25 protein-coding genes are annotated in these 21,123 nt (G+C 46.6%); 3 read left to right on the top strand and 22 right to left on the bottom strand.

Going from position 1 to position 21,123, the window contains the following annotated elements:
- Nucleotides 1–10 precede the first annotated feature (10 nt).
- The 19 genes from ACRC53_RS00640 to flgB all read right to left on the bottom strand — a co-directional run bounded on the left by ACRC53_RS00640 (nucleotide 11) and on the right by flgB (nucleotide 16,630).
- Complete coding sequence (locus ACRC53_RS00640; protein ID WP_438641657.1) at nucleotides 11–760, bottom strand: FliA/WhiG family RNA polymerase sigma factor; 750 nt, start codon at nucleotides 758–760, stop codon at nucleotides 11–13.
- Between the two features lie 6 nt (nucleotides 761–766).
- Nucleotides 767–1,243: a flagellar basal body-associated FliL family protein gene (locus ACRC53_RS00635; RefSeq protein WP_438641656.1), complete on the bottom strand. Its 477-nt coding sequence runs from the start codon at nucleotides 1,241–1,243 to the stop codon at nucleotides 767–769.
- Nucleotides 1,244–1,254: 11 nt separating this feature from the next.
- Nucleotides 1,255–2,436, bottom strand: a complete 1,182-nt coding sequence (locus ACRC53_RS00630; protein ID WP_438641655.1) for a flagellar hook-length control protein FliK — start codon at nucleotides 2,434–2,436, stop codon at nucleotides 1,255–1,257.
- Nucleotides 2,433–2,723: a hypothetical protein gene (locus ACRC53_RS00625; RefSeq protein ID WP_438641654.1), complete on the bottom strand. Its 291-nt coding sequence runs from the start codon at nucleotides 2,721–2,723 to the stop codon at nucleotides 2,433–2,435. Before ACRC53_RS00625 ends, ACRC53_RS00630 begins: the two co-directional genes overlap by 4 nt.
- Nucleotides 2,720–3,115 carry a flagellar export chaperone FliS gene (gene fliS / locus ACRC53_RS00620; protein ID WP_438641653.1) on the bottom strand — a complete coding sequence of 132 codons (396 nt, stop codon included), beginning with the start codon at nucleotides 3,113–3,115 and terminating at the stop codon, nucleotides 2,720–2,722. Before fliS ends, ACRC53_RS00625 begins: the two co-directional genes overlap by 4 nt.
- Nucleotides 3,116–3,129: 14 nt before the next feature.
- The gene (gene fliD / locus ACRC53_RS00615) at nucleotides 3,130–4,449 is read right to left on the bottom strand and encodes a flagellar filament capping protein FliD (RefSeq protein ID WP_438641652.1); all 1,320 of its coding nucleotides are present in this window, start codon (nucleotides 4,447–4,449) and stop codon (nucleotides 3,130–3,132) included.
- Between the two features lie 342 nt (nucleotides 4,450–4,791).
- Nucleotides 4,792–5,622, bottom strand: coding sequence for a flagellin N-terminal helical domain-containing protein (locus ACRC53_RS00610; protein WP_438641651.1), 831 nt, complete (start codon nucleotides 5,620–5,622; stop codon nucleotides 4,792–4,794).
- A 262-nt stretch (nucleotides 5,623–5,884) separates the two neighbouring features.
- A complete protein-coding gene (locus tag ACRC53_RS00605) occupies nucleotides 5,885–6,934 on the bottom strand; it encodes a hypothetical protein (protein ID WP_438641650.1) in 1,050 nt (349 codons plus the stop codon).
- Nucleotides 6,935–7,042: 108 nt separating this feature from the next.
- Nucleotides 7,043–7,945 (bottom strand): flagellar hook-associated protein FlgL, encoded by a 903-nt coding sequence (gene flgL / locus ACRC53_RS00600; RefSeq protein WP_438641649.1) that lies wholly within the window; start codon nucleotides 7,943–7,945, stop codon nucleotides 7,043–7,045.
- Between the two features lie 11 nt (nucleotides 7,946–7,956).
- Nucleotides 7,957–9,360 carry a flagellar hook-associated protein FlgK gene (flgK, locus tag ACRC53_RS00595; protein WP_438641648.1) on the bottom strand — a complete coding sequence of 468 codons (1,404 nt, stop codon included), beginning with the start codon at nucleotides 9,358–9,360 and terminating at the stop codon, nucleotides 7,957–7,959.
- Nucleotides 9,361–9,502: 142 nt separating this feature from the next.
- Nucleotides 9,503–10,489: a flagellar assembly peptidoglycan hydrolase FlgJ gene (flgJ, locus tag ACRC53_RS00590; RefSeq protein WP_438641647.1), complete on the bottom strand. Its 987-nt coding sequence runs from the start codon at nucleotides 10,487–10,489 to the stop codon at nucleotides 9,503–9,505.
- Complete coding sequence (locus ACRC53_RS00585; protein WP_438641646.1) at nucleotides 10,486–11,580, bottom strand: flagellar basal body P-ring protein FlgI; 1,095 nt, start codon at nucleotides 11,578–11,580, stop codon at nucleotides 10,486–10,488. The genes flgJ and ACRC53_RS00585 overlap by 4 nt, the downstream gene beginning before the upstream one ends.
- A gap of 8 nt (nucleotides 11,581–11,588) precedes the next feature.
- A complete protein-coding gene (flgH, locus tag ACRC53_RS00580) occupies nucleotides 11,589–12,248 on the bottom strand; it encodes a flagellar basal body L-ring protein FlgH (RefSeq protein ID WP_438641645.1) in 660 nt (219 codons plus the stop codon).
- 50 nt (nucleotides 12,249–12,298) lie between these two features.
- Nucleotides 12,299–13,084, bottom strand: coding sequence for a flagellar basal-body rod protein FlgG (gene flgG / locus ACRC53_RS00575; protein WP_438641644.1), 786 nt, complete (start codon nucleotides 13,082–13,084; stop codon nucleotides 12,299–12,301).
- Nucleotides 13,085–13,095: 11 nt separating this feature from the next.
- Entirely contained in the window at nucleotides 13,096–13,821 is a 726-nt protein-coding gene (gene flgF / locus ACRC53_RS00570) for a flagellar basal-body rod protein FlgF (RefSeq protein WP_438641643.1), read from the bottom strand.
- A 15-nt stretch (nucleotides 13,822–13,836) separates the two neighbouring features.
- On the bottom strand, nucleotides 13,837–15,012 hold the full coding sequence (locus ACRC53_RS00565) for a flagellar hook protein FlgE (RefSeq protein WP_438641642.1): 1,176 nt from the start codon (nucleotides 15,010–15,012) through the stop codon (nucleotides 13,837–13,839).
- Nucleotides 15,013–15,038: 26 nt separating this feature from the next.
- Nucleotides 15,039–15,773 carry a flagellar hook assembly protein FlgD gene (locus ACRC53_RS00560; RefSeq protein WP_438641641.1) on the bottom strand — a complete coding sequence of 245 codons (735 nt, stop codon included), beginning with the start codon at nucleotides 15,771–15,773 and terminating at the stop codon, nucleotides 15,039–15,041.
- Between the two features lie 45 nt (nucleotides 15,774–15,818).
- Complete coding sequence (flgC, locus tag ACRC53_RS00555; RefSeq protein ID WP_438641640.1) at nucleotides 15,819–16,241, bottom strand: flagellar basal body rod protein FlgC; 423 nt, start codon at nucleotides 16,239–16,241, stop codon at nucleotides 15,819–15,821.
- An 11-nt stretch (nucleotides 16,242–16,252) separates the two neighbouring features.
- Nucleotides 16,253–16,630 (bottom strand): flagellar basal body rod protein FlgB, encoded by a 378-nt coding sequence (gene flgB / locus ACRC53_RS00550; protein WP_438641639.1) that lies wholly within the window; start codon nucleotides 16,628–16,630, stop codon nucleotides 16,253–16,255.
- 199 nt (nucleotides 16,631–16,829) lie between these two features.
- Between flgB and flgA the strand changes: the two genes are divergently transcribed.
- The 3 genes from flgA (at nucleotide 16,830) to flgN (ending at nucleotide 18,444) form a co-directional block, all read left to right on the top strand.
- Nucleotides 16,830–17,528 (top strand): flagellar basal body P-ring formation chaperone FlgA, encoded by a 699-nt coding sequence (flgA, locus tag ACRC53_RS00545; RefSeq protein ID WP_438641638.1) that lies wholly within the window; start codon nucleotides 16,830–16,832, stop codon nucleotides 17,526–17,528.
- Between the two features lie 204 nt (nucleotides 17,529–17,732).
- Nucleotides 17,733–18,008: a flagellar biosynthesis anti-sigma factor FlgM gene (gene flgM, locus ACRC53_RS00540; RefSeq protein WP_438641637.1), complete on the top strand. Its 276-nt coding sequence runs from the start codon at nucleotides 17,733–17,735 to the stop codon at nucleotides 18,006–18,008.
- Between the two features lie 7 nt (nucleotides 18,009–18,015).
- On the top strand, nucleotides 18,016–18,444 hold the full coding sequence (flgN, locus tag ACRC53_RS00535) for a flagellar export chaperone FlgN (protein WP_438641636.1): 429 nt from the start codon (nucleotides 18,016–18,018) through the stop codon (nucleotides 18,442–18,444).
- 38 nt (nucleotides 18,445–18,482) lie between these two features.
- Here the strand turns inward: flgN and ACRC53_RS00530 are convergent, their stop codons facing one another.
- The 3 genes from ACRC53_RS00530 to fliH form a co-directional block, all read right to left on the bottom strand.
- Nucleotides 18,483–18,923 carry a flagellar export protein FliJ gene (locus tag ACRC53_RS00530; RefSeq protein WP_438641635.1) on the bottom strand — a complete coding sequence of 147 codons (441 nt, stop codon included), beginning with the start codon at nucleotides 18,921–18,923 and terminating at the stop codon, nucleotides 18,483–18,485.
- Between the two features lie 98 nt (nucleotides 18,924–19,021).
- On the bottom strand, nucleotides 19,022–20,356 hold the full coding sequence (gene fliI, locus ACRC53_RS00525; protein ID WP_438641634.1) for a flagellar protein export ATPase FliI: 1,335 nt from the start codon (nucleotides 20,354–20,356) through the stop codon (nucleotides 19,022–19,024).
- Entirely contained in the window at nucleotides 20,353–21,114 is a 762-nt protein-coding gene (fliH, locus tag ACRC53_RS00520; RefSeq protein ID WP_438641633.1) for a flagellar assembly protein FliH, read from the bottom strand. Before fliH ends, fliI begins: the two co-directional genes overlap by 4 nt.
- Nucleotides 21,115–21,123: the final 9 nt, after the last annotated feature.

The following is a 21,123-nucleotide window of genomic DNA, read 5'->3' as shown; positions in this document are numbered from 1 at the left end:
ATATCCCCCATTAGTTCGGCTGATTCCAGCGGTCTAATAGTCTGTTGAGCTGTTTTAGCGCTTTTTTATGTAACTGGCAGATCCGCGCTTCGGTAAGATCTAACACCAGAGCAATCTCTTTGAGGTTTAATTCATGTTCGTAATACAGACTTAAAAGTGTCTGCTCCCGTTCTGGCAGTTGTGCCAACGCGCAGGATAAATCACGTTTAAAACGGGCTGACTGTGCTTCATCACTGGGCCAGTACAGACCAAAGTTATGAATGCCGTCGTCTTGTAAACTGTCTAAGCTATCTACCCGCTCGGCCTGACACGCTAATAAACGGGCTTGTAACTCTTCACTACTAATCTGTAAGGCTTGTGCTAACTCTTGAGAGGTTGGCTTGCGCCCTAACTTTCGGCTTAGGCTGCGGATACTGTCTTTAAGCTCATGGCTTTTTTGCCGAATACCCCGTGAGCGCCAATCTAAACGGCGTAGCTCGTCAAGCATTGCACCACGAATCCGTGGGCTGGCCACTATCTCTAAAGGCACTGAGCTGTCTGGATCGTAGCGGCGAATTTCGCCTAATAACGCTAACATACCAATTTGCTCTAAATCGTCATGGTCAATCACGGCACTCACTTGTAACGCAAGATGACGCGCAATGCGCCGCACCAGTGATGTGTGCTCTAACAACAGGCGTTGTTCTAGCGTCTGACGACCTAGTTTTTGGCTGGCTTGATATGCATTAAGCCCCTGAGCTTTATCCCCGGCTGCACACATAACCGATTACTGCACAACCAATTTGGTAATCAGTACTTGATCAACTGCACTGTCACCGGCACTCTTTTGCATCGTGGTACGCACAGCGGTCAGCAGTTTTTCTTGCAAGGCTGTCATCGCATTCGGGGCCGTGAGCTTGGCAAAATTCTCATGGCTTAACTCTGTCACAATGCTGTTACGTACTAAGGGCATAAACTCTTGTACTTGAGCTTCAAATTGGCCGTTATAGGTCATTAACGAGAGCTCTAGCATCATGTAACGTAAGCGTTCCTCCCCTTGCACACTGACAACAAAACGATCCAGATTAATAAAAATCGGTTTTTTCACCACAGCAGCGGCAGTAGCCACTTCTTGGGGTTTTTCTGTGGCAGATTTATTCATCACAAAATGCCAATATCCCCACGCGCCTCCAGCAACCAGAACAAGCAGTAACAATGTAATAACAATCAGCAAAACAATGTTAAATTTATTTCCTTGCGACATGATGTTATCTCTTAAACCAGACTATCGAAACCGGTACGGTGACGCGGCAGAGTGAGCGGCGCAACCGGGCTGTGAGCTGTAGCGCGGCGAGTTACAGGATGACCATTGGCCCATTGGGTATCTTGTTGTGAATGATGGCCGTGTTGCGGTTGCCCGTCAGAGACGGAGACATCAATCAGGTTCATCTGATTCTGGCTAAAATCTTGTCGTAGTCGATCACTGCCAGCCAAAAGAGCTTCACGCAGTTGCGGATGCGCTGCAGTAAACTGTACGCTCAGTTTATCGCCCTCCATGCGCAAGGTGATCTCCAGCTTGCCAAGCTCTGGTGGATCAAGCCGAATTTGGGCATGTTGCAGTTTATCGCCAGCTTGTATTTGAATACGTTGGCGCAGTTGCTCAAGTAGCGCATCCCCCCACTGTGGTTTATTAATGTCTACATTCAGCGTGGCCGGGGTACTACTACTCTCTGTGCCAAGAGGCACTGTTGATGTAGCCGGAGTAGTGATGGCATTTAGCCCTTGTTGGCTGACAGCAACCACTGAGGCTGGGGTTGTTTTATTACTCAAGGCATCAGCCAGTGCACTCAGATCACCCTCGTTGATTGGTGTCATCATGGCGGCTAGAGGCTGACTTTTTATGCTGTTTGCAGAAAGATCTGTCGGCTGTGCCGCATCGTGTACTGATGAGCCTGCCATCAGGTATGGGTCATTATAATGGGCAGAGCGGTTCAATAAGCTTGGTATACCTGCTTGTATCTTTGCATCTCTATTTATACTGTTGCCACCAACACTGGCATGGTCAACTGCACCCAAACCGAGAAAACCGTGCCGTAAACCTGGTGGGCTCACCATAGGTTGTGTGTGTAACCACTGGGCTATCTGCTGAGTAAGATCTGCGTGTTCGGCTAATAGAGTGTTGTCTGTCATCTCTTGGCTAAGATGATTTTCGCTCTCTTGTGCCGCATGGGCATTTGTGAGCTCGCCATTACTCTTCTCCATCGTATCTTGGGTATTTTCAGCGGTATGTGTTAAATGCCGATCACCAGTACTGCCGGCTTTACTGAGTGACTGACCGAAGTGATGAGCATCACCACTGCTGCTTGCAGATTGTACGTGGTTGCCCGATACAGAAGCACCACGCCCTTGAGACGTTAAAGAGGATGCAGATGTCAGTGATGTAAGTTGTATAGTCATGAGTTTTGTATATAAGCCTGTAGACCTTGCTGCTGTGAAGGTTGCTGGCAGATTTTTTCTTTAATCTGCGCTTGTTCAGTTTGAGCTGCGTGAATCCACTGTTGATAAGAGGTGGCCAAATAGTGCAAAACTGGCTGGGCATCAGCCGGAATATTGGCCATATTCCGGCGTGATAATCCGGCAAATAACCGCTGATCTAGCTCGGCTAACCGCGTAAAGTCACCTTGACTTGCCGCTTGCTCCATCATCTGGCTTATGCGTTGTAACTGCTCATTGAGCTCACTCATTGGCTCGTCACTTTACTTGGATGCAGCGCCATCCAGCCCTCACGGATTTCACTGATAAGGCTACTGACTTCATCAACCATTGCCGTGTTGTTTTGGATATTGGCTTCAAACAAGCTGCGGCCACAGTAGTCATACAAACGGTGCAACTCAATGGCAACATCGCCCCCTTTTTCCATATCTAAAATGGCACTGAGCCCTTGGAAAATATCTAAGCACTTGGTAATCATCTGGCCTTTTTGCTCTATCTGCCCGCGCTCCATAAAACCACGAGCACGGGTCAGGTTATCGAGCAACCCATCAAGCAACATCAGGATCAGACGGTGCGGGCTGGCAGCCGCAGCTTGTGCATGTGTTTTAGCCTGTTGGTAAGCATTTAGTCCGTTATTCATCATTCATTCACTGTCAATTAACTCATTAACATGCCGTAGAGCATGTTCTGGGTCTGTTGCATACTGCTGATTGTTTTATCCATCTTTGCATAGTAATCACGCAAAGATTGCTCACGGACTTTCAGGCGTGCATCTAAATCTTCACGGGCTTCGGTGATCTTTTTCTGCTCAACCTCTAAACGGTCAATACGGGTTGTAAAATTACCGCCTGAGGTTTTGAAATCTTTTAAATTAGTGGTGATACTCTGCATCAACCCACTTTTGCCATCTGCGCCCAAAAAGACTTTGCTGATGCTCTCTGGATCTTCATTAATGGCTTTTGTCAGCTTCTCATCATCAATTTCTAACTTGCCTTGTCTGTCGGTTTTAATCCCCAACATGGACAATGTATTACCGTCGTAGACTTGACCTAAACTGTTGCGTAACTGGTTCATCATGCCGCGGGTCATGCTGTCGCCACCAAGCACACCTGCCCTTTTACGCTTTTTTCCATCAGCGTCGGTAACTTCGGTAGCCTTAGTGTGCTTATCAATGGTATCAACCAGCTCGTTGTACGCATCGACAAAACTTTTAACCGCTTCTTTTGTGCCGTCGTTATCGGGTTTTACGCTAACGGTGGTTTTACCCACTTGCTTGGCTTCTATTGAGATGCCATCAATAATGTTATCGAATTTATTGTTTTTGGCACTGAAGGTCAGTGACCCCATTTCCAGTATTGCGTCTTGGGCCGTTTGCAGTGAGCTCACTTGAGTGCCACTGGGGTCTGAGGAGCTGACCGTTACAGCGTTCTCTTGGCCCATCTCTTTCCCGCTGATCACCAATGAGTATTTATCCCCCTCTTCGCGCACAATGGCGGCTTTAACACCGGGGTTATTTTTATCACTGTTAATTTGAGCGGCAATATCTTCTAAGCTGCTACCGGCTGCTACCGTAATATCAAATGACTCTTTGCCGTAGCCAATGGTCAGCGTTTGGCCCTGTGTAACGCTGTCATTTCCTGCAAAGGTGACTTTTTCGCGGCCAATTTGCGCCATTTGCGTGACATTAAACTCATAACTTCCGCTGGCAGTTGTACCACCTACACTGGCTGACAAAATTTTGTCATCTGCAGCAACAACGGTGTTTTTGTTTAGCTCGCGCGATGAGTCTAGTTTTTCTGCGGCAGTACGCAGTTTATTGACCGCAGATTGTGTGTCACGGTATGCGGTAATTAAGGCACTGTTCTGACTCTCTTGACGCTGCCACTGAGTCTCTTTGGGTAAACGCTCAGAGTACAGCTGCGCGTAAATCAGATCTTCAATCGGCAACGTACCGAGACCACCAATTGTAATGCCCATCGTCTATCCTCTGTCTGCTGCACCGCGGTATGTTGTGATTTCTGGCAAACGCACTAAGCTGTCTTCGCTTTAATGCAAAAAAAATGCCATAAAATCATCTGTCGTCATATTCAGCGTGCGTATTGATTAGGTCTGTTTTTTTGTTATGGATAAGTGCAATCACCTGCCCACTATCAGGGTGTTAGGTGCTTACTACTCTGACGTGCACTGTGCGCGGTATAACGTAACAACGCTCAATAGTGACAATGCCAGTAATAAAAAAGGGCCTGCTGGCCCTGTTGGGATTCTCACATGCCCCAAAAATCACTTTATGGGGGGATGATTATGTCTGGTAAGATGCGATTAACGCAGCAGACCCATGATCATTGATGGGGTCTGGTTAGCTTGTGACAGCACCGAGATACCCGCTTGCATCATCATATTCTGCTTGGTCATATTGGCAGACTCTTTGGCGATATCTGCATCCATAATACGGCCTTTTGCAACAGTAACGTTCTCTTCAATGTTGGCCAGGTTATTGATGGTAGACTGGAAACGGTTTTGTACCGCACCTAGTTTTGCCATAGATGCCCCCATACCAGCAATCGCTGCATCTAAGTTTGAAACCGTTGTACCAATAGCAGTGGCAGTACCTGAAATAGTGCCTGCAGTCTTAAATGCAGCGTCTGTATCGACTGACACTTTAATCTGGTTAGAATCCTTCATTTCAGTACCCACTTGGAAAGTGATGCCTGATTTCAAACCACCTGCAGCACTTGTAAACAAAGCTTTACCCGCAAAAGTTGTAGTATCTTTAATACGCTTCAATTCTGAAGTCAATGCAGTGAACTCTTCATTCAATGCAGTTTTGTCAGCAGTGGTATTAGTACCGTTAGCCGATTGCAAAGCCAGCTCACGCTGACGCTGTAGGATGTTAGAAGCTTCTTTCAGCGCACCTTCTGCTGTTTGAGTCATCGAAATACCGTCTGCCGCATTACGCTGGGCCACCGACAAACCACGGGTTTGTGACTCCATACGGTTAGCAATTTGCAAACCGGCAGCATCGTCTTTTGCGCTGTTAATACGCAGACCTGTAGACAAACGCTGCTGAGAGGTGTTCAGGCTCAGTTGGGTGCTGTTTAAAGAGCGCTGGGCAGTTAGGGATGACTGGTTGGTATGAACTGACAGTGACATGTAATCTCTCCTAAAATATAGAAACAGGTTTCGTACCTTGTTACCGGTATTAAGCGGAGGGCGTTATCATTAACTTAAATGTTTTTCGCAAATTTGATGATTTTTTTTATTGCCTGTTGCATAGCCAAGCTTAAGCAAAAGAGGCGATTAACACGTTAAAACAGCCCAGCCCGCAATCAGCGGGCTGGGTAAGAGGAATAAGAGCAACAAGGTAAGAACGCATCAGCGCAGCAAAAAGAGCAACCGGTGTCTGTGTATACCGTTAACGGGTGAGCAGTGCCACCACCGTTTGACGCGAAATACCCGCTTGTGCCAATAAACTGGATAACGGTTTATTGGCGATACGATCAGAAACACCGGCCGGATGTGTCTCTGGCATTTGAACATAGTGCCCTTGTAGCTGCTGCTCAATTTGCTGCTGATAGAGTGTTAACTCTTGCAGTGAGCTGCGAATTTGCTGCATTAACCGTTCAATATCAGCCAACGATTGACGGGTATCTTGTGTTTTACGAAAACTGAGTTTTTCAGCATCAATGATGTAGGGTTGGCGCTGTTCAGGTAACACTTTTACCGGATTACCCGCCGGAAAAATCTGCCCGCTACCGGTTAACCAAAACCCCTCTTCGACCTCTTGCCACTCACCTTTTGCGGCTGAAAATTCCAGATCACCCCACTTGTCGACTTCGGTACGGATCCCTCGTGCCGATAACCCTCGGCTAAGTTTACGGGCAATGTTTGCCATATCATCCTCTGGCTGTATCTGCACTTTAACTTGACGTGGCTTACCGCTGTCAAAGGCAAATTTTAACATTTCTGATTGATTGCGATCCCCTTGTAAACGTAATCCACGAATAGAAAAACGCTGTTGCTGATTACGGTTAACATGGCGAACAGAGAAGTCATTATTAAACAGTGGGTTACCATCATAACTCTGGTGTACTTGCTGGCTTAATTTCCGCTGTAATGATGTCAACTCTTGTGTCATCCGCTGACGGCGGCCTTCTGTTTGCTTTAAACTGCGCTGGGCCAGTTGTTTGCTTTGCTGCAAGATCTCTGCAGCCTCACGCAATGAGCGCAACGCAGTTTGGGTTTTGGCCAGTTGATAGTGTGCTTTGGCGGTAACACCGAGCAAACTCTCTCGTTGGCCATGACGTAGGCGATCTATTTCGTCAGTGGGTGTGCGAGGGTCAACGGCTGCACGGGCAGAAGAGGATACCGACACCCCTGGTTGTTGCTGACTAACCACAGATGTGCGGTTCAAATCAGGTGTGTGCTGCGTGCCTAAACGGGTACTGTTAACTTGGTTAACCAACGTATATTCTCTTTATCGGTGTGGTACTGTATTGATACTGTTTGTTATATTTTGTGTGTGAGCACATTACGCCTGACCGGCAGATAACCTGTAGCTTATCTTTGTGGCTTATCTGATATAATTAAACAGTGACATATCATTAATTTTCGAATAGCTCAGTTGCGTTGCTGTGAGCGCCAGCTCATACCCTTTTAGGCGCGATACCGCTTCTGGAATATCTAAATCCTTAATATCCCCAATCATTTTTTTATTCATGAGTGCGTTATCTTCGTGCGCGCCTTCCATACGTTCTAGTGATTGCATCTGGCTACCTAAACTTCCCCACGCACTGTTGAGATGCGTTGATGTAGCCGCAATTTTGCTATCGGTATTTTGCATCTGTTTGTCTAGCTCATCTGGGGTGATTGCCGGATCGCGCAGTGCCGTCGTCAATTTATCAATGGCGTTAAAAACCGTTTCAGTGCCAGAGCCAAAAACAGTATCAGCCGTCGTATTCACAGGCAGAGTCACCCCTTCTGCGGTACTCGATGTACGGCGAGCACTGTCGCCTTGATAGAGATAATCTGGCGCGCTATAAGGCTTGGTTTTTAGCTGATTTCCTGCAAGTTGATAGTCACCATCAGGGTTTTGACTGTTTGCTACCCCCAGCAACTCATCACGGATAGATTCAAGTTCATTTGCCATGGCTTCACGATCCTCTTGCGACAGTGCACCGTTTCCAAGGCTTAACACTAACTCTTTTCCACGCAGCAAAATCTCATTGCCATTGCGCATTAAGGCTTCTTGCTGGGTATACTCATTCATCAGGTTTTTGATGTTTTTACTGTATTGGTCGGTAGCCGATTGCTGGCGTTCGAGTAACATTATCTGTACTGAGCCAATCGGGTCATCTGACGGTGTTAGAATTTTAGTTTGCTGCTGCATCTGCATCACAGTGGTGTTGTAGTTGCTGTTAGCCGTTTGCATTCCACCCATCATCATACTGTTTAATTGAAAAGTACTCATGCGCATGGGGAAGCTCCTTAATTGAACATGGCTAAGGTTGTGTCAAACAACTGCTGCGCTGTGCTGACAATTTTGGCACTGGATTGATACATTTGAGTGTATTGCATCAAATTACCTGCCTCTTCATCTTTAGAGACCCCACACAAGGATTCCCGATCATTAAAAGCTTGTTTATACAGTGATGTGTTCGAGGTTAACTCAGCTTTGATCTGCGAGGTTTGAATTGCCCAGTCACCGCAAATTCCGGTATACGCCTTGCTTAGGGTTTTGCCGTTCAAGCCTGCCACGGTAATGCCGTAAATGGCCTGATCAGCCGGTGATAAGGTAATAGCTAACGGTGTGTCTTTTAGTGCAATCAGTTTGGTCAGGTTATTACCGTTACCTGGGCCAATATCTACATCATCACCTAAGGCTAAATCGGCTGGATCTTTGAGGGCTAATGATAAACGAGCGGCAGCCCCCTCTACTGAGTCAGCACCACTGAACATATCTTTACCACTGAGATTACCGTTGATGTCGTAACCTTGCTGGTGCACAGCATTAAATTGCTGGGCAAAACCATAGGCCATGATATCTAGCTCTTTTTGCTTCGCCATTAAGTCTTTATCACGAAATGTTATCAAACCACCGATATTGCCACCGATATTGCGCGGCATAGCGAAAGTTGCATCACCCCGTTTAATGCTGATTACGCCATCACGTGCCATATCTAGCTGGCTGGCCGTATGACCGCTCACTAACGGTTGGCCTTGATCTAAGTTGATATCAACCGTGCCATCAGGCTTGTACTGAACATTGACACTGAGCTGCTCAGAGAGCTGACTGATTGCTTGATCACGTGCATCGAGCACATCGGTCATACTCTGACCACGCGCGCCTGCCTCTTTGATCTGCTTGTTCATTTCAGCAATGCTGGCTAACAACGAGTTCGTTTGGTTAAGGCTAGAGTTAAGCTGGCTATCGAGTTGTTTGCGCTGATTTTTTAGCTGCGCATCCATATTATTAAAACGCTGAGTCACCGCATCTGCTTGTGACAAGATAGATTGGCGCAGTGCCATATCTTGCGGATTCACTGCTGCTTCACTTAGGGCAGAGTAAAGACGATCTAAACCGACGTTGATACTTGAACTGTCTGAGGTGAAGATTTGTTCCGTTTTACTCATATAACGGAACTGCGTATTGCTCTGCTGTAATGCCGAGGATTGCCGCCATAAACTGGTATTTAAAAAGCCGTCAGCCAGACGATCAATACCTGTTACCCCTACACCTGCGCCCATGCCACCTAAGCCGACTTGACTGGCTAATCCAATACGCTGGCGGGTATATCCTGGTGTATTCATGTTCACCAGATTGTGTGAGGTTGTGTTCAGGCCAGCATTTGCTGCACCTAGACCGGTTAAACCGATATTAATCAGACTCATGACAACGTCCTTACTCAGTACAAAAACACCTAACCTCATGGCAAGGTGTTAGCAAGCAATGGGCCTGCGGGGTTCTGAAAATAACTGAGCGACCAACAGGGCAAAACAATTAAATTCACAGGCCATGGTGTGAAGCAGTGAACTATTCGAGCATCTGTTGAACCTGTTGCCAAACACCTTGCAGTTTACGAGCATATTGTGGATCGGTGGCATAACCGGCTTTTTGCAAATGGTTAAAATAACGCTCCGGATTTCCAGCATGTTGCAAGGCTTTAGCATAACGGCGATTACTGCGTAGAAACGTAACGTAATCTTCGAATGACTCAGCAAAACTTCGGTATACCCGAAAAGGTGACTCTTGATTGACACTCTGGCCATCAATCACCTCTGGCGCAAATACGGTGACTTGCTCCCCTTGCCAACCAGGGCTTGCTTTGATGTTAAACAGGTTATAGCTGCTCTGTTTGCCACTGCGCAAAATACCACGCCCCCAACCTGTCTCTAGTGCCGCTTGTGCCAATAAGACCGACGGTGATGTGCCTAATGCGCGAGCTGCACGAATAGCATAAGGGAATAAGTTATTGATAAAGTTGTTTTTTTGTGAGTTAGATGGCGCATCGTCCACAGGCGCTACTGCTACGTCAGTCGCCCCACCAAACAGGCGATCTAATACTGTGGCTTGCAACCATGAGGGTTGAACGGATTTGCTTTGTACCGGTTTGGTATGCATAGTGACAGCAAAACTCTCTGCTGCACGAGCTGACTCACTCAGTGCACCGGTTACAGGCTTTTCATTACTTTTTGGTACAGCAGCACTGAGCTGTTTTATCAGCATATCCGCAATACCAATATTGCTTTTTTTACTGATTTCAGAGGCAAGTTGACCGTCATAAAATGATTGGTAAAAATCTTGTTGCCGACTGCTTAAGGGCGAATCAGGATCGCGCATTGCGCTATTTGCCTGACGCATATGTTTGAGTATTGTTTGCAAAAACACTGCCTCAAACTGCTTCGACACCTGATGTAATGCCTGCTGCTGATCACGGTTACTTTTGATATTTTGTAGTTGATGTACATCGTTGTACAAAAACGAGGCTTGCGCCTCGTCTGGTGCAATTTCTATACTCATATCACAATCAGCTCACCTTCAAGTGCACCGGCTTGTTTGAGGGCTTGCAGAATCGACATCAGATCACTTGGGGTTGCCCCTAAGCTATTAATCGCATCCACAATGGTTTTTAACGATGTTCCCGCAGGCCAGACAAATGCTTTGCCTCGCTCTTCATTAACACTCACACTCGACTGTGGTGTAACAACCGTTGTGCCATTCGATAAGGCGTTTGGCTGGCTGACACTTGGGTTTTCTACGATATTCACTGTCAATGAACCATGGCTTACTACCGCTGGACGAACCCGTACATTTTGCCCCATCACGATAGTACCTGTGCGTGCATTAAAGATAACACGTGCAGGTGTTGGCCCTTCATTCACTTTCAGGTTCTCTAGTGCCGCCATAAAACCGACACGTTGACTTGGGTCTTGTGGCGCACGCAAAACCACTTTGGCACTGCTCTGGGCATTAGCAACCCCTGAGCCCAACACCTGATTAATCGCCATCTCGATATTACGCGCCGTATTAAATCCGGGTTGTTTAAGATTAAGAATAATATCGGGGTTAACAAGAAATGATGACGGGATCTCTTGCTCAATCAGTGCACCATTAGGAATGAGGCCCGCCGTTGGGATATTCACAGTAATACCACTACCGCTTGCCCCTTCTGCACTTAAGCCCCCAACAACTAAACTTCCCTGTGCCATCGCATACACCTGACCATCCACACCACGCAGTGGGGTTAATAGCAGTGTGCCGCCACGTAGACTCTTTGCATCACCCATTGAAGAGACCGTAATATCGAGTGATTGACCTTTTGAAGCCAGTGGAGGCAAGGTTGCGCTAACGGCTACTGCTGCCACATTTTTCAGTTTCGGATCAGTATTGAACGGCAGTTGTACACCAAACTGAATTAACATATTTCGAACCGATTGAGCTGTGAACTTAGTCTGGCTTTTATCACCTGTACCACTTAAACCTACCACTAAGCCATATCCCACCAATTGGTTCTCTCGGATGCCCTGCACATCAACCATATCCAGCAATGGTGCAGCAACCACAGATATACAGCTAAACCACAGGGCCAGTAGCCAAGAATATCTCTTCATTATCATCCTTAAATCGGGAAGAATGGGCTGTTAAAGAAGCGGGTCAACCAACCGGCAGAATTCGAGTCAGCCAGTGCACCGCGCCCAGAATAGGTGATTTGAGCATTAGCTAACCGCTGTGACGATACGCGGTTTGATCCGTCAATATCATCAACCCGTACTAACCCATTGAGACGAATATACTCATCGCCTTGATTCAGACGTAACCACTTCTCTCCACGCACTTGCAAAATGCCATTGTGCATCACTTCATGCACTAACACTGTGATACTGCCTGACAGTGAGTTTTGCTGTGAACTGGTGGAGTTGCCTTTAAAATCACGATCAGCGCCTAACGAAGTTGCCGCTTTGGGATAGTCACTGCCAAACAAGGTTGCCGCACCTACACTGGTGTTGCTCTCTTTACCAAAACTGGTGCCAGCCTTCTTACTCGAACTTGTTTGTTCTTGCAGCACGACGGTTAATACATCACCAATCCGAAACGCGCGCCGATCTTGAAACAGTGTCATATTATAATCGTTGCTAAATAGACCCCCGTCTTTATCCCTTTCTATTTTCGGCATCTGCATTGACGGTGGAGTAAACTCCTCCTCCCCAGGATAGGGGCCAATGGGCGGATGTGCACACCCGACTAACAGTAGGGTTAACAGAACCAGAACGCGTTTCATCTTGGTCTCACTCTCTTTTTAGTTGCCTGCTATGCTGTTAATTGTGGCCATTACAGTGATTGGCTAACAAACTTCAGCATTTGATCGGCACTTGATACCACTTTGGCATTCATCTCGTAGGCACGCTGAGTGGTGATCATATTGACCATCTCTTCTACTACGCTAACGTTAGAGCCCTCTAGAGAGTATTGTTTAAGCTGACCCAAACCATTTTCACCGGCAACACCTTCGTTAGGTGCGCCGCTGGCGCCTGTTTCTTTAAACAAGTTACTGCCTGCCGCTTCCAAGCCTGCAGAGTTGGTAAAATTAACTAAGGTTATCTGACCAAGCTCTTGTGGTTGTGGATCGTCAGCACTGGTATAGGTCACTGTACCGTCAGTGCCCACTGCAAAACTGGTGGCATTTTCTGGGATCTCAATGTTAGGGCTCAGTGGCAGACCGTTAGCGTTCACCAACATACCCTCGGCATTACGGTGAAACTGACCGTTACGGGTATAAGCCATTGTGCCGTCGGCCATTTCTATCTGGAAAAAACCTTGACCTTGAATTGACATATCTGTTGGTACATCCGTTTGCTGATAAGCACCAGTTTTCATCAGCTTTTCTGTTCCAACAACACGTACACCGTTGCCGAGCATCAGACCCCCTGGGGTCTCATTTTGCTGATCGGCCATTCCACCGGGTTGTTTTTTAATTTGATAGAACAGGTCTTCAAATGCTGCGCGATCTTGTTTAAAACCAATCGTATTTACGTTGGCAAGGTTGTTAGAGATCACCTGCATCTGGACATCTTGTGCTGCCAGACCTGTTTTACTTACCCATAATGCTGCATTCATTGTGTTGTCCTTTACTCGCGAATCAAGCGATTACCTGCTGTAGTCAAATCTTCTGCGGTTTTCATCATCTTGACTTGAAGTTCAAAATTACGTGCCAATGTCATATTGCGGATCATTGCATCAACTGCGTTGACATTACTGGATTCTAGGTAGCCACTGGCAATGTGTACGCTCTCATCTGCTGCAGCACTGCTGTTATCTAGCATGCGAAACAGGCCATCTGGACTTTTCGCTATCTTATCTGCTTGAGGGTTAACCAGTTTGAGCTGACCGGCCTCTTGCATTAAGCCACCGTTGGGCGCGACAATAGATAATGTGCCATCTTTACCGACGGTGAGTTGGCTGTACTCTGGCAGTATAATTGGGCCATCAGTGCCCATCAGCGGATGGCCGTTAACACTGAGCTCACCCGCATCGTTAGTCGTAAAGTTACCCGCACGGGTATAAGCCTCACCCTGTGGAGTCTCTACCGCAAAGAAACCCTCACCCTGAATAGCAACATCCAGCGGTCGATCGGTATGCTGTAACGCACCACCGGTGAAATCTGAACCTAATGCTTGTTCACCAACCAACGCTCGTGTCTGGTAACCGGCTCCCGTTAACAGCTCTGTTGATGCTTGCTCTAAGTCGGCACGAAAACCGGTAGTGTTCACATTGGCAAGGTTATTGGCTTGCACTTGCTGCGACATCAGGGTTCTACGCGCACCAGAGAGTGCCGTAAACAGTAATTTATCCATGACTTAAGCTGTGCCTTACAGTGAGTTGAACAAAATTTTGGTCATCTCATTGGCAACCTGAATTGACTTAGCATTGGCCTGATAGCTACTTTGTGCACCCATTAAGCCAACCATTTCGTCGGTGATATTTACGTTGGAGTTTTCATAACGCCCAGTCAAAATACTCCCTAATTGCCCTTCTCCTGCAACCCCAGTCATCGACTGACCCGAAGCAAACGTTTCAGTCCAGCGGTTTCCCCCGGCAGGTTGCAGACCTTCGTTATTGGTAAAGCGCGCCAGTTGTAGCTGACCTTGGCTGACTTTCTCACCATTGGTATAGCGAGCAACAACCGTGCCATCGGGCTCAAATGACCAGTTCGCAAATTTACCGGCTGCATAACCGTCAGAGCTGACAGTATTGATACTAAAACCACCGCCATATTGCGTCATTGCGCTCATATCTAAGGCCAGTGGTTGACCGTTTGGTAAAGTTAATGACAAGTTAGAAGGGCTTGGCTTAGTGAGCTTACCAGTATCATCAAACTCTACCGGTGTTGCGCCACCGGGCAATAGAGTGTTATCCATAGCCACGTGCATGTCCCACTGGCCATCGGCAGTTTTGCGATAATATTGGGTAACTTGATGCTCATTACCCAATGGGTCGTACACCTTAACGGTGCTCGTTGAGTTGTATGTTGAGGGGTCTGTAATATCAAACGGTTTGGCAACATCAATAACAGGTGCGCCTGAATCTAAATTTAACCCTAACGAGCCTTTGCTGCTGGCTTTCGGTGCTTGATCGGCCTGATCGATAGAGATAGGTTGGCCACCTTTACCCAGTAACAATGAGCCATCAGCACTGACCAGATTTAACATACTCGGATTATTTTTGTCCTGCCGAGTATCAAAGATCCCCGCACGGGTATAAAACTTCTGGCCATTATTCTCAACGACAAAAAAACCATCACCGTTGATCGCTAAGTCTGCATTACGCCCTGTTGTGGTCATACTGCCAGTAGCAAAGCTTTGACGAACATTCGAGACCGCAACCCCGTTGGCTTGGCCACCACCAAACGTTGCTGAATAGACATCTTGAAACTCAGTACGCGATGATTTAAACCCCGCTGTTGAGCCATTTGCAATATTGTGGCTGATGGTATTCATCTGCTCACTGGTCGATTTCAGACCACTCAGTCCAATATTAAAAGACATATAAACTCCTGAATACTTTTAGATGATCAGATAAGAGAGAGTGGGAATGGCATCCGCGAGGATTTCGCCATGACAGAGGCTGCATCAGAGTCGGCAATTTCACGCATATCATAGATAGACATCTTGCCAAGACCGGCTAACTCCAACTGATTCGGGGTAACGCCATCGGTACTGATGTGTACTGATTGTACTTTTGCAGCCAATAGCATGTTCTGACTCCAAGCATCGCTGCCATTTTCGGCCAGAACTTCAAATTTATATTTACCGTTACCAAGTTTGTCGCCATCGATATCAAACTTCACTAAACCCGCTTGCTGTGGCCCTAGCTTTAAGGTATCAACGAGCTTGCCCTCTTCGTTATATATCGCCACTTTGACGTTATCTGCCGATTTATCTAGGCGTATTCGGCCATCGAGTGTCTGCCCCTCTTTGACCTCTAATGTCCCGTTGACTTCCATCAAGACACTTTTACCAATTAAGTTTGTACTCTGTAGCATCTCAACATTGCTCATGCCAATATTGAGATTAAGCATGCCCATCTTTACCCCTTCGAGGCTCTCAACCGCTGACATCATGCCAAGTTGAGTGAGGTACTGTGTCCCATCCATTGGGTTAAGTGGGTTCTGGTTGCGAATTTGCGCTACCATCATGGTCATAAAATCATTTTTCGTTGGGTTAACCCCATTTTTACTTACCGCACCTTGCGGCATAACATCATCAGCCGTTGGCTGATGAGAAGATTGGACACGGGCCAGACTCATGAAAGGTCCTTAACATCAGAGAATCAAAAATACAGACTGAAAAACTTAAGCCGGATTACCAAGGCGCAAGATCCCCTGCTGCATGCTGCGCACGCGCGACAATATGTCTACGTTAGTTTCAAAACTGCGCGATGCAGCCATCATGTCGGCCATCTCTTCAACAATGTTGACGTTAGAAACAAACACATAGCCATCTTTATCTGCTTGTGGATTTTTTGGCTCATAACGGCGAGTCAGAGGTTGTTGGCTCTCTTCAATACCCTGAATGTTAACTTTGGCTGTTGCTAATCCCCCGTGGGCAGTATTCCCCATAACCGTGGAGAATACGGGTCGCCGTGCACGATAAGCATCGTCGGCATTGCCAGCGGTGACATCTACGTTAGCCATGTTGCTTGCTACAGTGTTAAGACGTACGGTTTGTGCCGTCATCGCCGAACCGGCAATGTCATAAATATCGCCAAATGACATAGATCACCTCATTACTGTCCGGTAATTGCTTGCTTTAACCCACTGAAGGTCATATTCATAAACGTCAGGCTTGTCTGAAAATCCATCGCGTTACGGGCAAACTGTGCTTGCTCAACACCTTGATCAACGGTGTTACCATCTTTAGAGGGTTGATATGGATTACGGTACATCGCCACATAATTAGGCTCAGTCGCAGCTCGACCACCAAATTCAGAACGGTTTGTAGAACGCTTAATGTTTCGCATTACATCATTGAAACTAATGTCGCGTGCTTTATAGTCTGGGGTATCCACGTTGGCGAGGTTACCGGCCAGAACCTTGGCCCGTTCGGTACGAAAATCGAGTGTGTGCGGAAAAACGCCCAGCGCCTTTTCAAAACTTAATGACATGTTTTGTCCCTCTGCAAACAACGTGAATAAACCTGTCTTTAAGCAATTAACACGCCAATTTTTTAGCTATCTGGATTACAATACGCAAAAATCAATCTTCACACTCCAGAACTAGACAGAAAATACGCACGGTAAATGTGCTAGGAAGGCTCGAAAAACGGCATATTACGCATACTCAATGCGCACTAAAGGAGGCATCATGTCAGCAATTTCCCGATACACTCGTTTTGTATTTACGTTGCTATTGTGCAATACGCCAACATGGGCAGCCGCAGTGACCCCTGCCGAACAAGTGACACAATTTATCCAGCAAGACGTGAGATCTTTCGCAAAAGCACAAAAGAGTCAGCAGTTTGACGTTAAGCTGCGCAATCTACCCGATTTCCCCGCCTGTACGAATCAACCACGTATTCAACGCCTCTCTGAAGACCCGCCAGCCGGTCGGGTGAGTTATGAGGTTCGTTGTTCAACCCCTAAAACATGGCGTATGCATGTCAAAGCCGATGTCTCTATTTTCCTACCTCTGATTTTTGCAAGCCGTAATCTCACTCGTGGACAAGTCTTAAGTGCAGGTGATCTCAGCACCAAAGCAACCGATATTGCCTTTTTGCGCCAAGCTTATTTTACTGACCCTAAAGCACTGATTGGCCAAACGCTACGCCGTAATTTACCTGCTGGCCGCTTGATCAATCGCAATATGTTGACAGAGCCTGATTTGATTAAACGTGGTGATGAAGTGGTGATCACAGCGCAAAAAGAGGGGGTAAATGCGTCAATGAAAGGCATTGCATTAGAGGGGGGAAGTCGGGGTAAAAAAATTCGTATTCAAAATAGTATTAGTGGAAAAGAGATCCGAGCGAGAGTCAGTGCGCATGGCCAAGTTATGACTGACTTTTAACAGTGAGCCTCGATATCTTTGAATATCGGCTTAATCGGTTAAAATGCACCATAAAATAAAAGCAGTTCAAAGCGATATCATCGATTTAAGTTAAGCAAGTTATCTGTCGCTTTGTATAATTACATGACCAAAATACGCTATGGCTGTATGTATGAGTCTATATCGCAATGATACCTGTTTCTGCCTTATGCAAAAGGAGCAATCATGATTGGTAAAATACAGCGCGATGTTGCTGTGAGCAGTATATCAACACCTGTCAACGGAACAGCCCCAAAAACACCAACAGCAAACAGTAAGCCGGTTGAGGCTGTTGCATTAAGCCATGATCTTAAAATACTGGATCATGCTCAACAAACTCCACGTCATGCTGATGTGGATATGGATAAAGTAGCTAAAATGCGTGCTCTGCTTGCCAACGGTGAGCTGAATATTAATACCGAGCAGTTGGCTAATAGTTTATATCAGCATTATAAAGGCTAACATACTGATGGATAATAAATCACGGGTGAAAACGTTACTGCAAACACTGACACAAGATCTGCGTGATTATCGACAGTTACTACCACTGTTACAGCAACAATATGCACTTATGCAACAGCGAGATAGCCATGGTTTAAGCCATAACAATCGCCAGTTACAACCGTTGCTGCATACTTTACAACAGCATGCCACTGAGCGTTGTCAACATTTACATGCCATTGGTCTTTCTGCTGATACGCAAGGAATGCACGCTCTGTTTCGTTTGCTTCCTGATGCACTCAGTGTTGCAGCTCAACAACAGTGGCAACAACTACACCAGCTAATTTGTGATTGCCAACAACAAAATAGCCGCAATGGTAAATTACTAGCCCAACAAAAACAGTTAGTGACACAACTCTTACAACCCGATGCAGGGCTAACGTACTCGCCACGTTAAATGTTGCTTTAATCTGCTACAACAGTGTTGTGTGGCTCTCAGTAGTTTTGCTGACGACGTAAAAAACGCTGACCAGATAACTCATCTAAAACTTTTTGCTCACGCTTGGCTTCGTGTTGTTGCTGTTGTTGCTGCATTTTTTGCAACAAGGTATCTCCTTTTTTCAAGCTCACATGCTGATGCAATACGCGTTCACGGGCTGTCCGTAATTCAGCCTCAGCCAATGCTAACTCTTGCTGTTGTAATTGAGTGACTAAGGTGAGCTGATTACGAAAACGGCTAATCCCTTTGACGAGTAGAGCACTAGAGTCATTACCATGACCGAGTGCATACTGTGTTGATACTTGCTGTAACAGTGTCAGCCGTTCTGTATGCGCTTGTTGTTGGCGTTGCCAATGCCCTTGTTCAGATTGTAGCTGCTCAAAACGTTGTTGTTGTTGTTGATACCACGCACTCAGCATACGATGTTGAGAAGACATAACAAAAAATTCCCCCCTTTAAAAACGCCACAAAATCCACATTATGGTTTCACATCTGTCAGTGGTTATTGCTCAAGCACCTATAAATACCATTGTTATTATGAACACAGTTGTAATAACTGTTCAGTACTGTTAGCCAGTGTCACTCGCTCTTGCATCCCTTGTTGTAAATAAGCACAAATCCCCGGATAACTTGCAATGGCCTTATCTAATTGTGGATCTTGCCCTGGTTGATATCCCCCCAGAGCCAGTAAATCTTGTATCTGTCGATAACGTGCATAGTACTGCTTAACCTGTTGTGCCTGACGCAAATGCTCGGCAGAGACAATCTGCGGCATTGCTCGGCTGATCGACTGCTCAATATCAATAGCAGGATAATGGCCACTCTCTGCTAAGGTTCGATTTAGTACAATGTGGCCATCTAGAATAGCCCGTGCTGCATCGGCAATCGGGTCTTGTTGATCATCACCTTCTGACAGCACGGTATAAAACGCGGTAATTGATCCCTTACCATGCGCACCATTACCTGCTCGCTCAACCAGTTGTGGCAGCAAACTAAATACAGAAGGCGGATAACCTTTGGTGGCTGGAGGTTCACCAACTGCTAATGCAATCTCACGTTGTGCTTGGGCATAGCGGGTTAAAGAATCCATTAATAGCAGTACATCATGGCCACGATCACGAAAAAACTCGGCAATTCGGTGACACAATACTGAAGCACGCAGGCGTAGTAGAGGAGGGTCATCTGCAGGTGAAACAATGACCACAGCGTTTTTTAGCCCCTCACTGCCTAGCGAGTGTTCAATAAACTCTCGGACCTCTCGACCCCGTTCTCCAATCAAGCCCACAACCGTGATCTCAGCCGTGGTATTTCGGGTCATCATGCCAAGCAGTACACTTTTACCTACGCCACTCCCTGCAAACAACCCTAAACGCTGACCTTTGCCAACACTTAACATCCCATTAATGGCACGCACACCCACATCTAATTGCTCACTAATGGGCTGTCGAATCAGTGGATTAATGCTTTCACCTTGCAGATGAATACGTTGATCAGTTTGCAGTGGCCCGCCATTATCTAACGGTTCACCTACCCCATTCAGCACACGCCCTAATAAGCCGTAACCTACGGCAATCTTGCTATCACCTTGCAGCGGTAATACACGACAACCAGGGCGTAAACCTGAGGTATGGCGAATTGGCATAAGAAAAGAGGACTCGCGGTCAAATCCCACCACTTCGGCCTCAACCAATGCACCGCTGTCAGTTTCAATCATGCAACACTGGCCGCTACTCAGACGACAACCAACCGCTTCTAGTGTCAGGCCTGTCATACGAATCAAACGCCCATAAGTACGTGCAACCGGCAGTTCCGGTAACTGACGACCAGCCTGTGCTAGGCGGCGAGCTAAAGTTTGCTGCAAATTACTCATGCGATATGTTCAGCAGTCGGCTCTGTTAAGAGTGTATCGCGTACAGCATCCATACAAGCTTGCAAGCGTTCTTCGCTGTCTGCTATTGCCTCTGAATCACGCGTAACAACTCGGCAACTGCCGCTTTCTAATGCATTATCTGTCTCTAACTGCCATTTATTGACCACATCTGGCAATAATTGCTGCAAACGCTGACAATCTTGTGGGTTAAGATGAACCGTAATCTGGCCTTCTTGCTCAGGCACTTGGGTTAATGTCTCTTCAATCAAAGCAATCAGTTGTTGTGGTTGTAGTGTCAATTCACAACGGATCACCTGACGAGCCACTTTCTGTACGAGCTCACAAATCATCCCACTTTGCTCACGAACATGCTGATGAAAGACTTGCTGAACTTGCTGTAACAGCGCATCTGTCGCCATAACTGAGTTTGTCAGTTGTTGATTACCTTCTTGTAATCCTTGATCTTTTCCCTCTTGATAACCAACCTGATAACCCTGCTGGTGGCCATCGGATAACCCCTGCTGTTGGCCTTGTAAAAGCCCTTCGTCATAGCCTTTTTGCGAGCCATCTTGAAAGCCGTTATTAAACTCTTCCTGATATTGCGCCGCACTGTTGTTTGAGTGTCCATGACTGTTATCAGAGAAATCATCAAAATCAAATTCATCATCGCGCGACCGCTCTTCCACCAGCGGTGGAAAACGGTAAGGTCGAAATTGACCCGGTTGTGGGCGAAAAATAGTACCCGGTTTGTCGTACATGGCTTTACT

It is taken from the genome of Plesiomonas sp. (genome assembly GCF_051652165.1).
In the GTDB taxonomy this organism is placed as follows: Bacteria; Pseudomonadota; Gammaproteobacteria; order Enterobacterales; family CAMTGL01; genus Plesiomonas.
The sequence above is the reverse complement of the archived record's forward strand: the minus strand, read 5'-3'. Positions and strand labels throughout refer to the sequence as shown.

Excerpts from the sequence above, each read along its gene's own strand:
- ACRC53_RS00640 (WP_438641657.1), bottom strand. The coding sequence starts at position 760 with ATGTGTGCAGCCGGGGATAAAGCTCAGGGGCTTAATGCATATCAAGCC.
- ACRC53_RS00635 (WP_438641656.1), bottom strand. The coding sequence starts at position 1,243 with ATGTCGCAAGGAAATAAATTTAACATTGTTTTGCTGATTGTTATTACA.
- ACRC53_RS00630 (WP_438641655.1), bottom strand. The coding sequence starts at position 2,436 with ATGACTATACAACTTACATCACTGACATCTGCATCCTCTTTAACGTCT.
- ACRC53_RS00625 (WP_438641654.1), bottom strand. The coding sequence starts at position 2,723 with ATGAGTGAGCTCAATGAGCAGTTACAACGCATAAGCCAGATGATGGAG.
- fliS (WP_438641653.1), bottom strand. The coding sequence starts at position 3,115 with ATGATGAATAACGGACTAAATGCTTACCAACAGGCTAAAACACATGCA.
- fliD (WP_438641652.1), bottom strand. The coding sequence starts at position 4,449 with ATGGGCATTACAATTGGTGGTCTCGGTACGTTGCCGATTGAAGATCTG.
- ACRC53_RS00610 (WP_438641651.1), bottom strand. The coding sequence starts at position 5,622 with ATGTCACTGTCAGTTCATACCAACCAGTCATCCCTAACTGCCCAGCGC.
- flgL (WP_438641649.1), bottom strand. The coding sequence starts at position 7,945 with ATGCGCATGAGTACTTTTCAATTAAACAGTATGATGATGGGTGGAATG.
- flgK (WP_438641648.1), bottom strand. The coding sequence starts at position 9,360 with ATGAGTCTGATTAATATCGGTTTAACCGGTCTAGGTGCAGCAAATGCT.
- flgJ (WP_438641647.1), bottom strand. The coding sequence starts at position 10,489 with ATGAGTATAGAAATTGCACCAGACGAGGCGCAAGCCTCGTTTTTGTAC.
- ACRC53_RS00585 (WP_438641646.1), bottom strand. The coding sequence starts at position 11,580 with ATGAAGAGATATTCTTGGCTACTGGCCCTGTGGTTTAGCTGTATATCT.
- flgH (WP_438641645.1), bottom strand. The coding sequence starts at position 12,248 with ATGAAACGCGTTCTGGTTCTGTTAACCCTACTGTTAGTCGGGTGTGCA.
- flgG (WP_438641644.1), bottom strand. The coding sequence starts at position 13,084 with ATGAATGCAGCATTATGGGTAAGTAAAACAGGTCTGGCAGCACAAGAT.
- flgF (WP_438641643.1), bottom strand. The coding sequence starts at position 13,821 with ATGGATAAATTACTGTTTACGGCACTCTCTGGTGCGCGTAGAACCCTG.
- ACRC53_RS00565 (WP_438641642.1), bottom strand. The coding sequence starts at position 15,012 with ATGTCTTTTAATATTGGACTGAGTGGTCTGAAATCGACCAGTGAGCAG.
- ACRC53_RS00560 (WP_438641641.1), bottom strand. The coding sequence starts at position 15,773 with ATGAGTCTGGCCCGTGTCCAATCTTCTCATCAGCCAACGGCTGATGAT.
- flgC (WP_438641640.1), bottom strand. The coding sequence starts at position 16,241 with ATGTCATTTGGCGATATTTATGACATTGCCGGTTCGGCGATGACGGCA.
- flgB (WP_438641639.1), bottom strand. The coding sequence starts at position 16,630 with ATGTCATTAAGTTTTGAAAAGGCGCTGGGCGTTTTTCCGCACACACTC.
- flgA (WP_438641638.1), top strand. The coding sequence starts at position 16,830 with ATGTCAGCAATTTCCCGATACACTCGTTTTGTATTTACGTTGCTATTG.
- flgM (WP_438641637.1), top strand. The coding sequence starts at position 17,733 with ATGATTGGTAAAATACAGCGCGATGTTGCTGTGAGCAGTATATCAACA.
- flgN (WP_438641636.1), top strand. The coding sequence starts at position 18,016 with ATGGATAATAAATCACGGGTGAAAACGTTACTGCAAACACTGACACAA.
- ACRC53_RS00530 (WP_438641635.1), bottom strand. The coding sequence starts at position 18,923 with ATGTCTTCTCAACATCGTATGCTGAGTGCGTGGTATCAACAACAACAA.
- fliI (WP_438641634.1), bottom strand. The coding sequence starts at position 20,356 with ATGAGTAATTTGCAGCAAACTTTAGCTCGCCGCCTAGCACAGGCTGGT.
- fliH (WP_438641633.1), bottom strand. The coding sequence starts at position 21,114 with ATGTACGACAAACCGGGTACTATTTTTCGCCCACAACCGGGTCAATTT.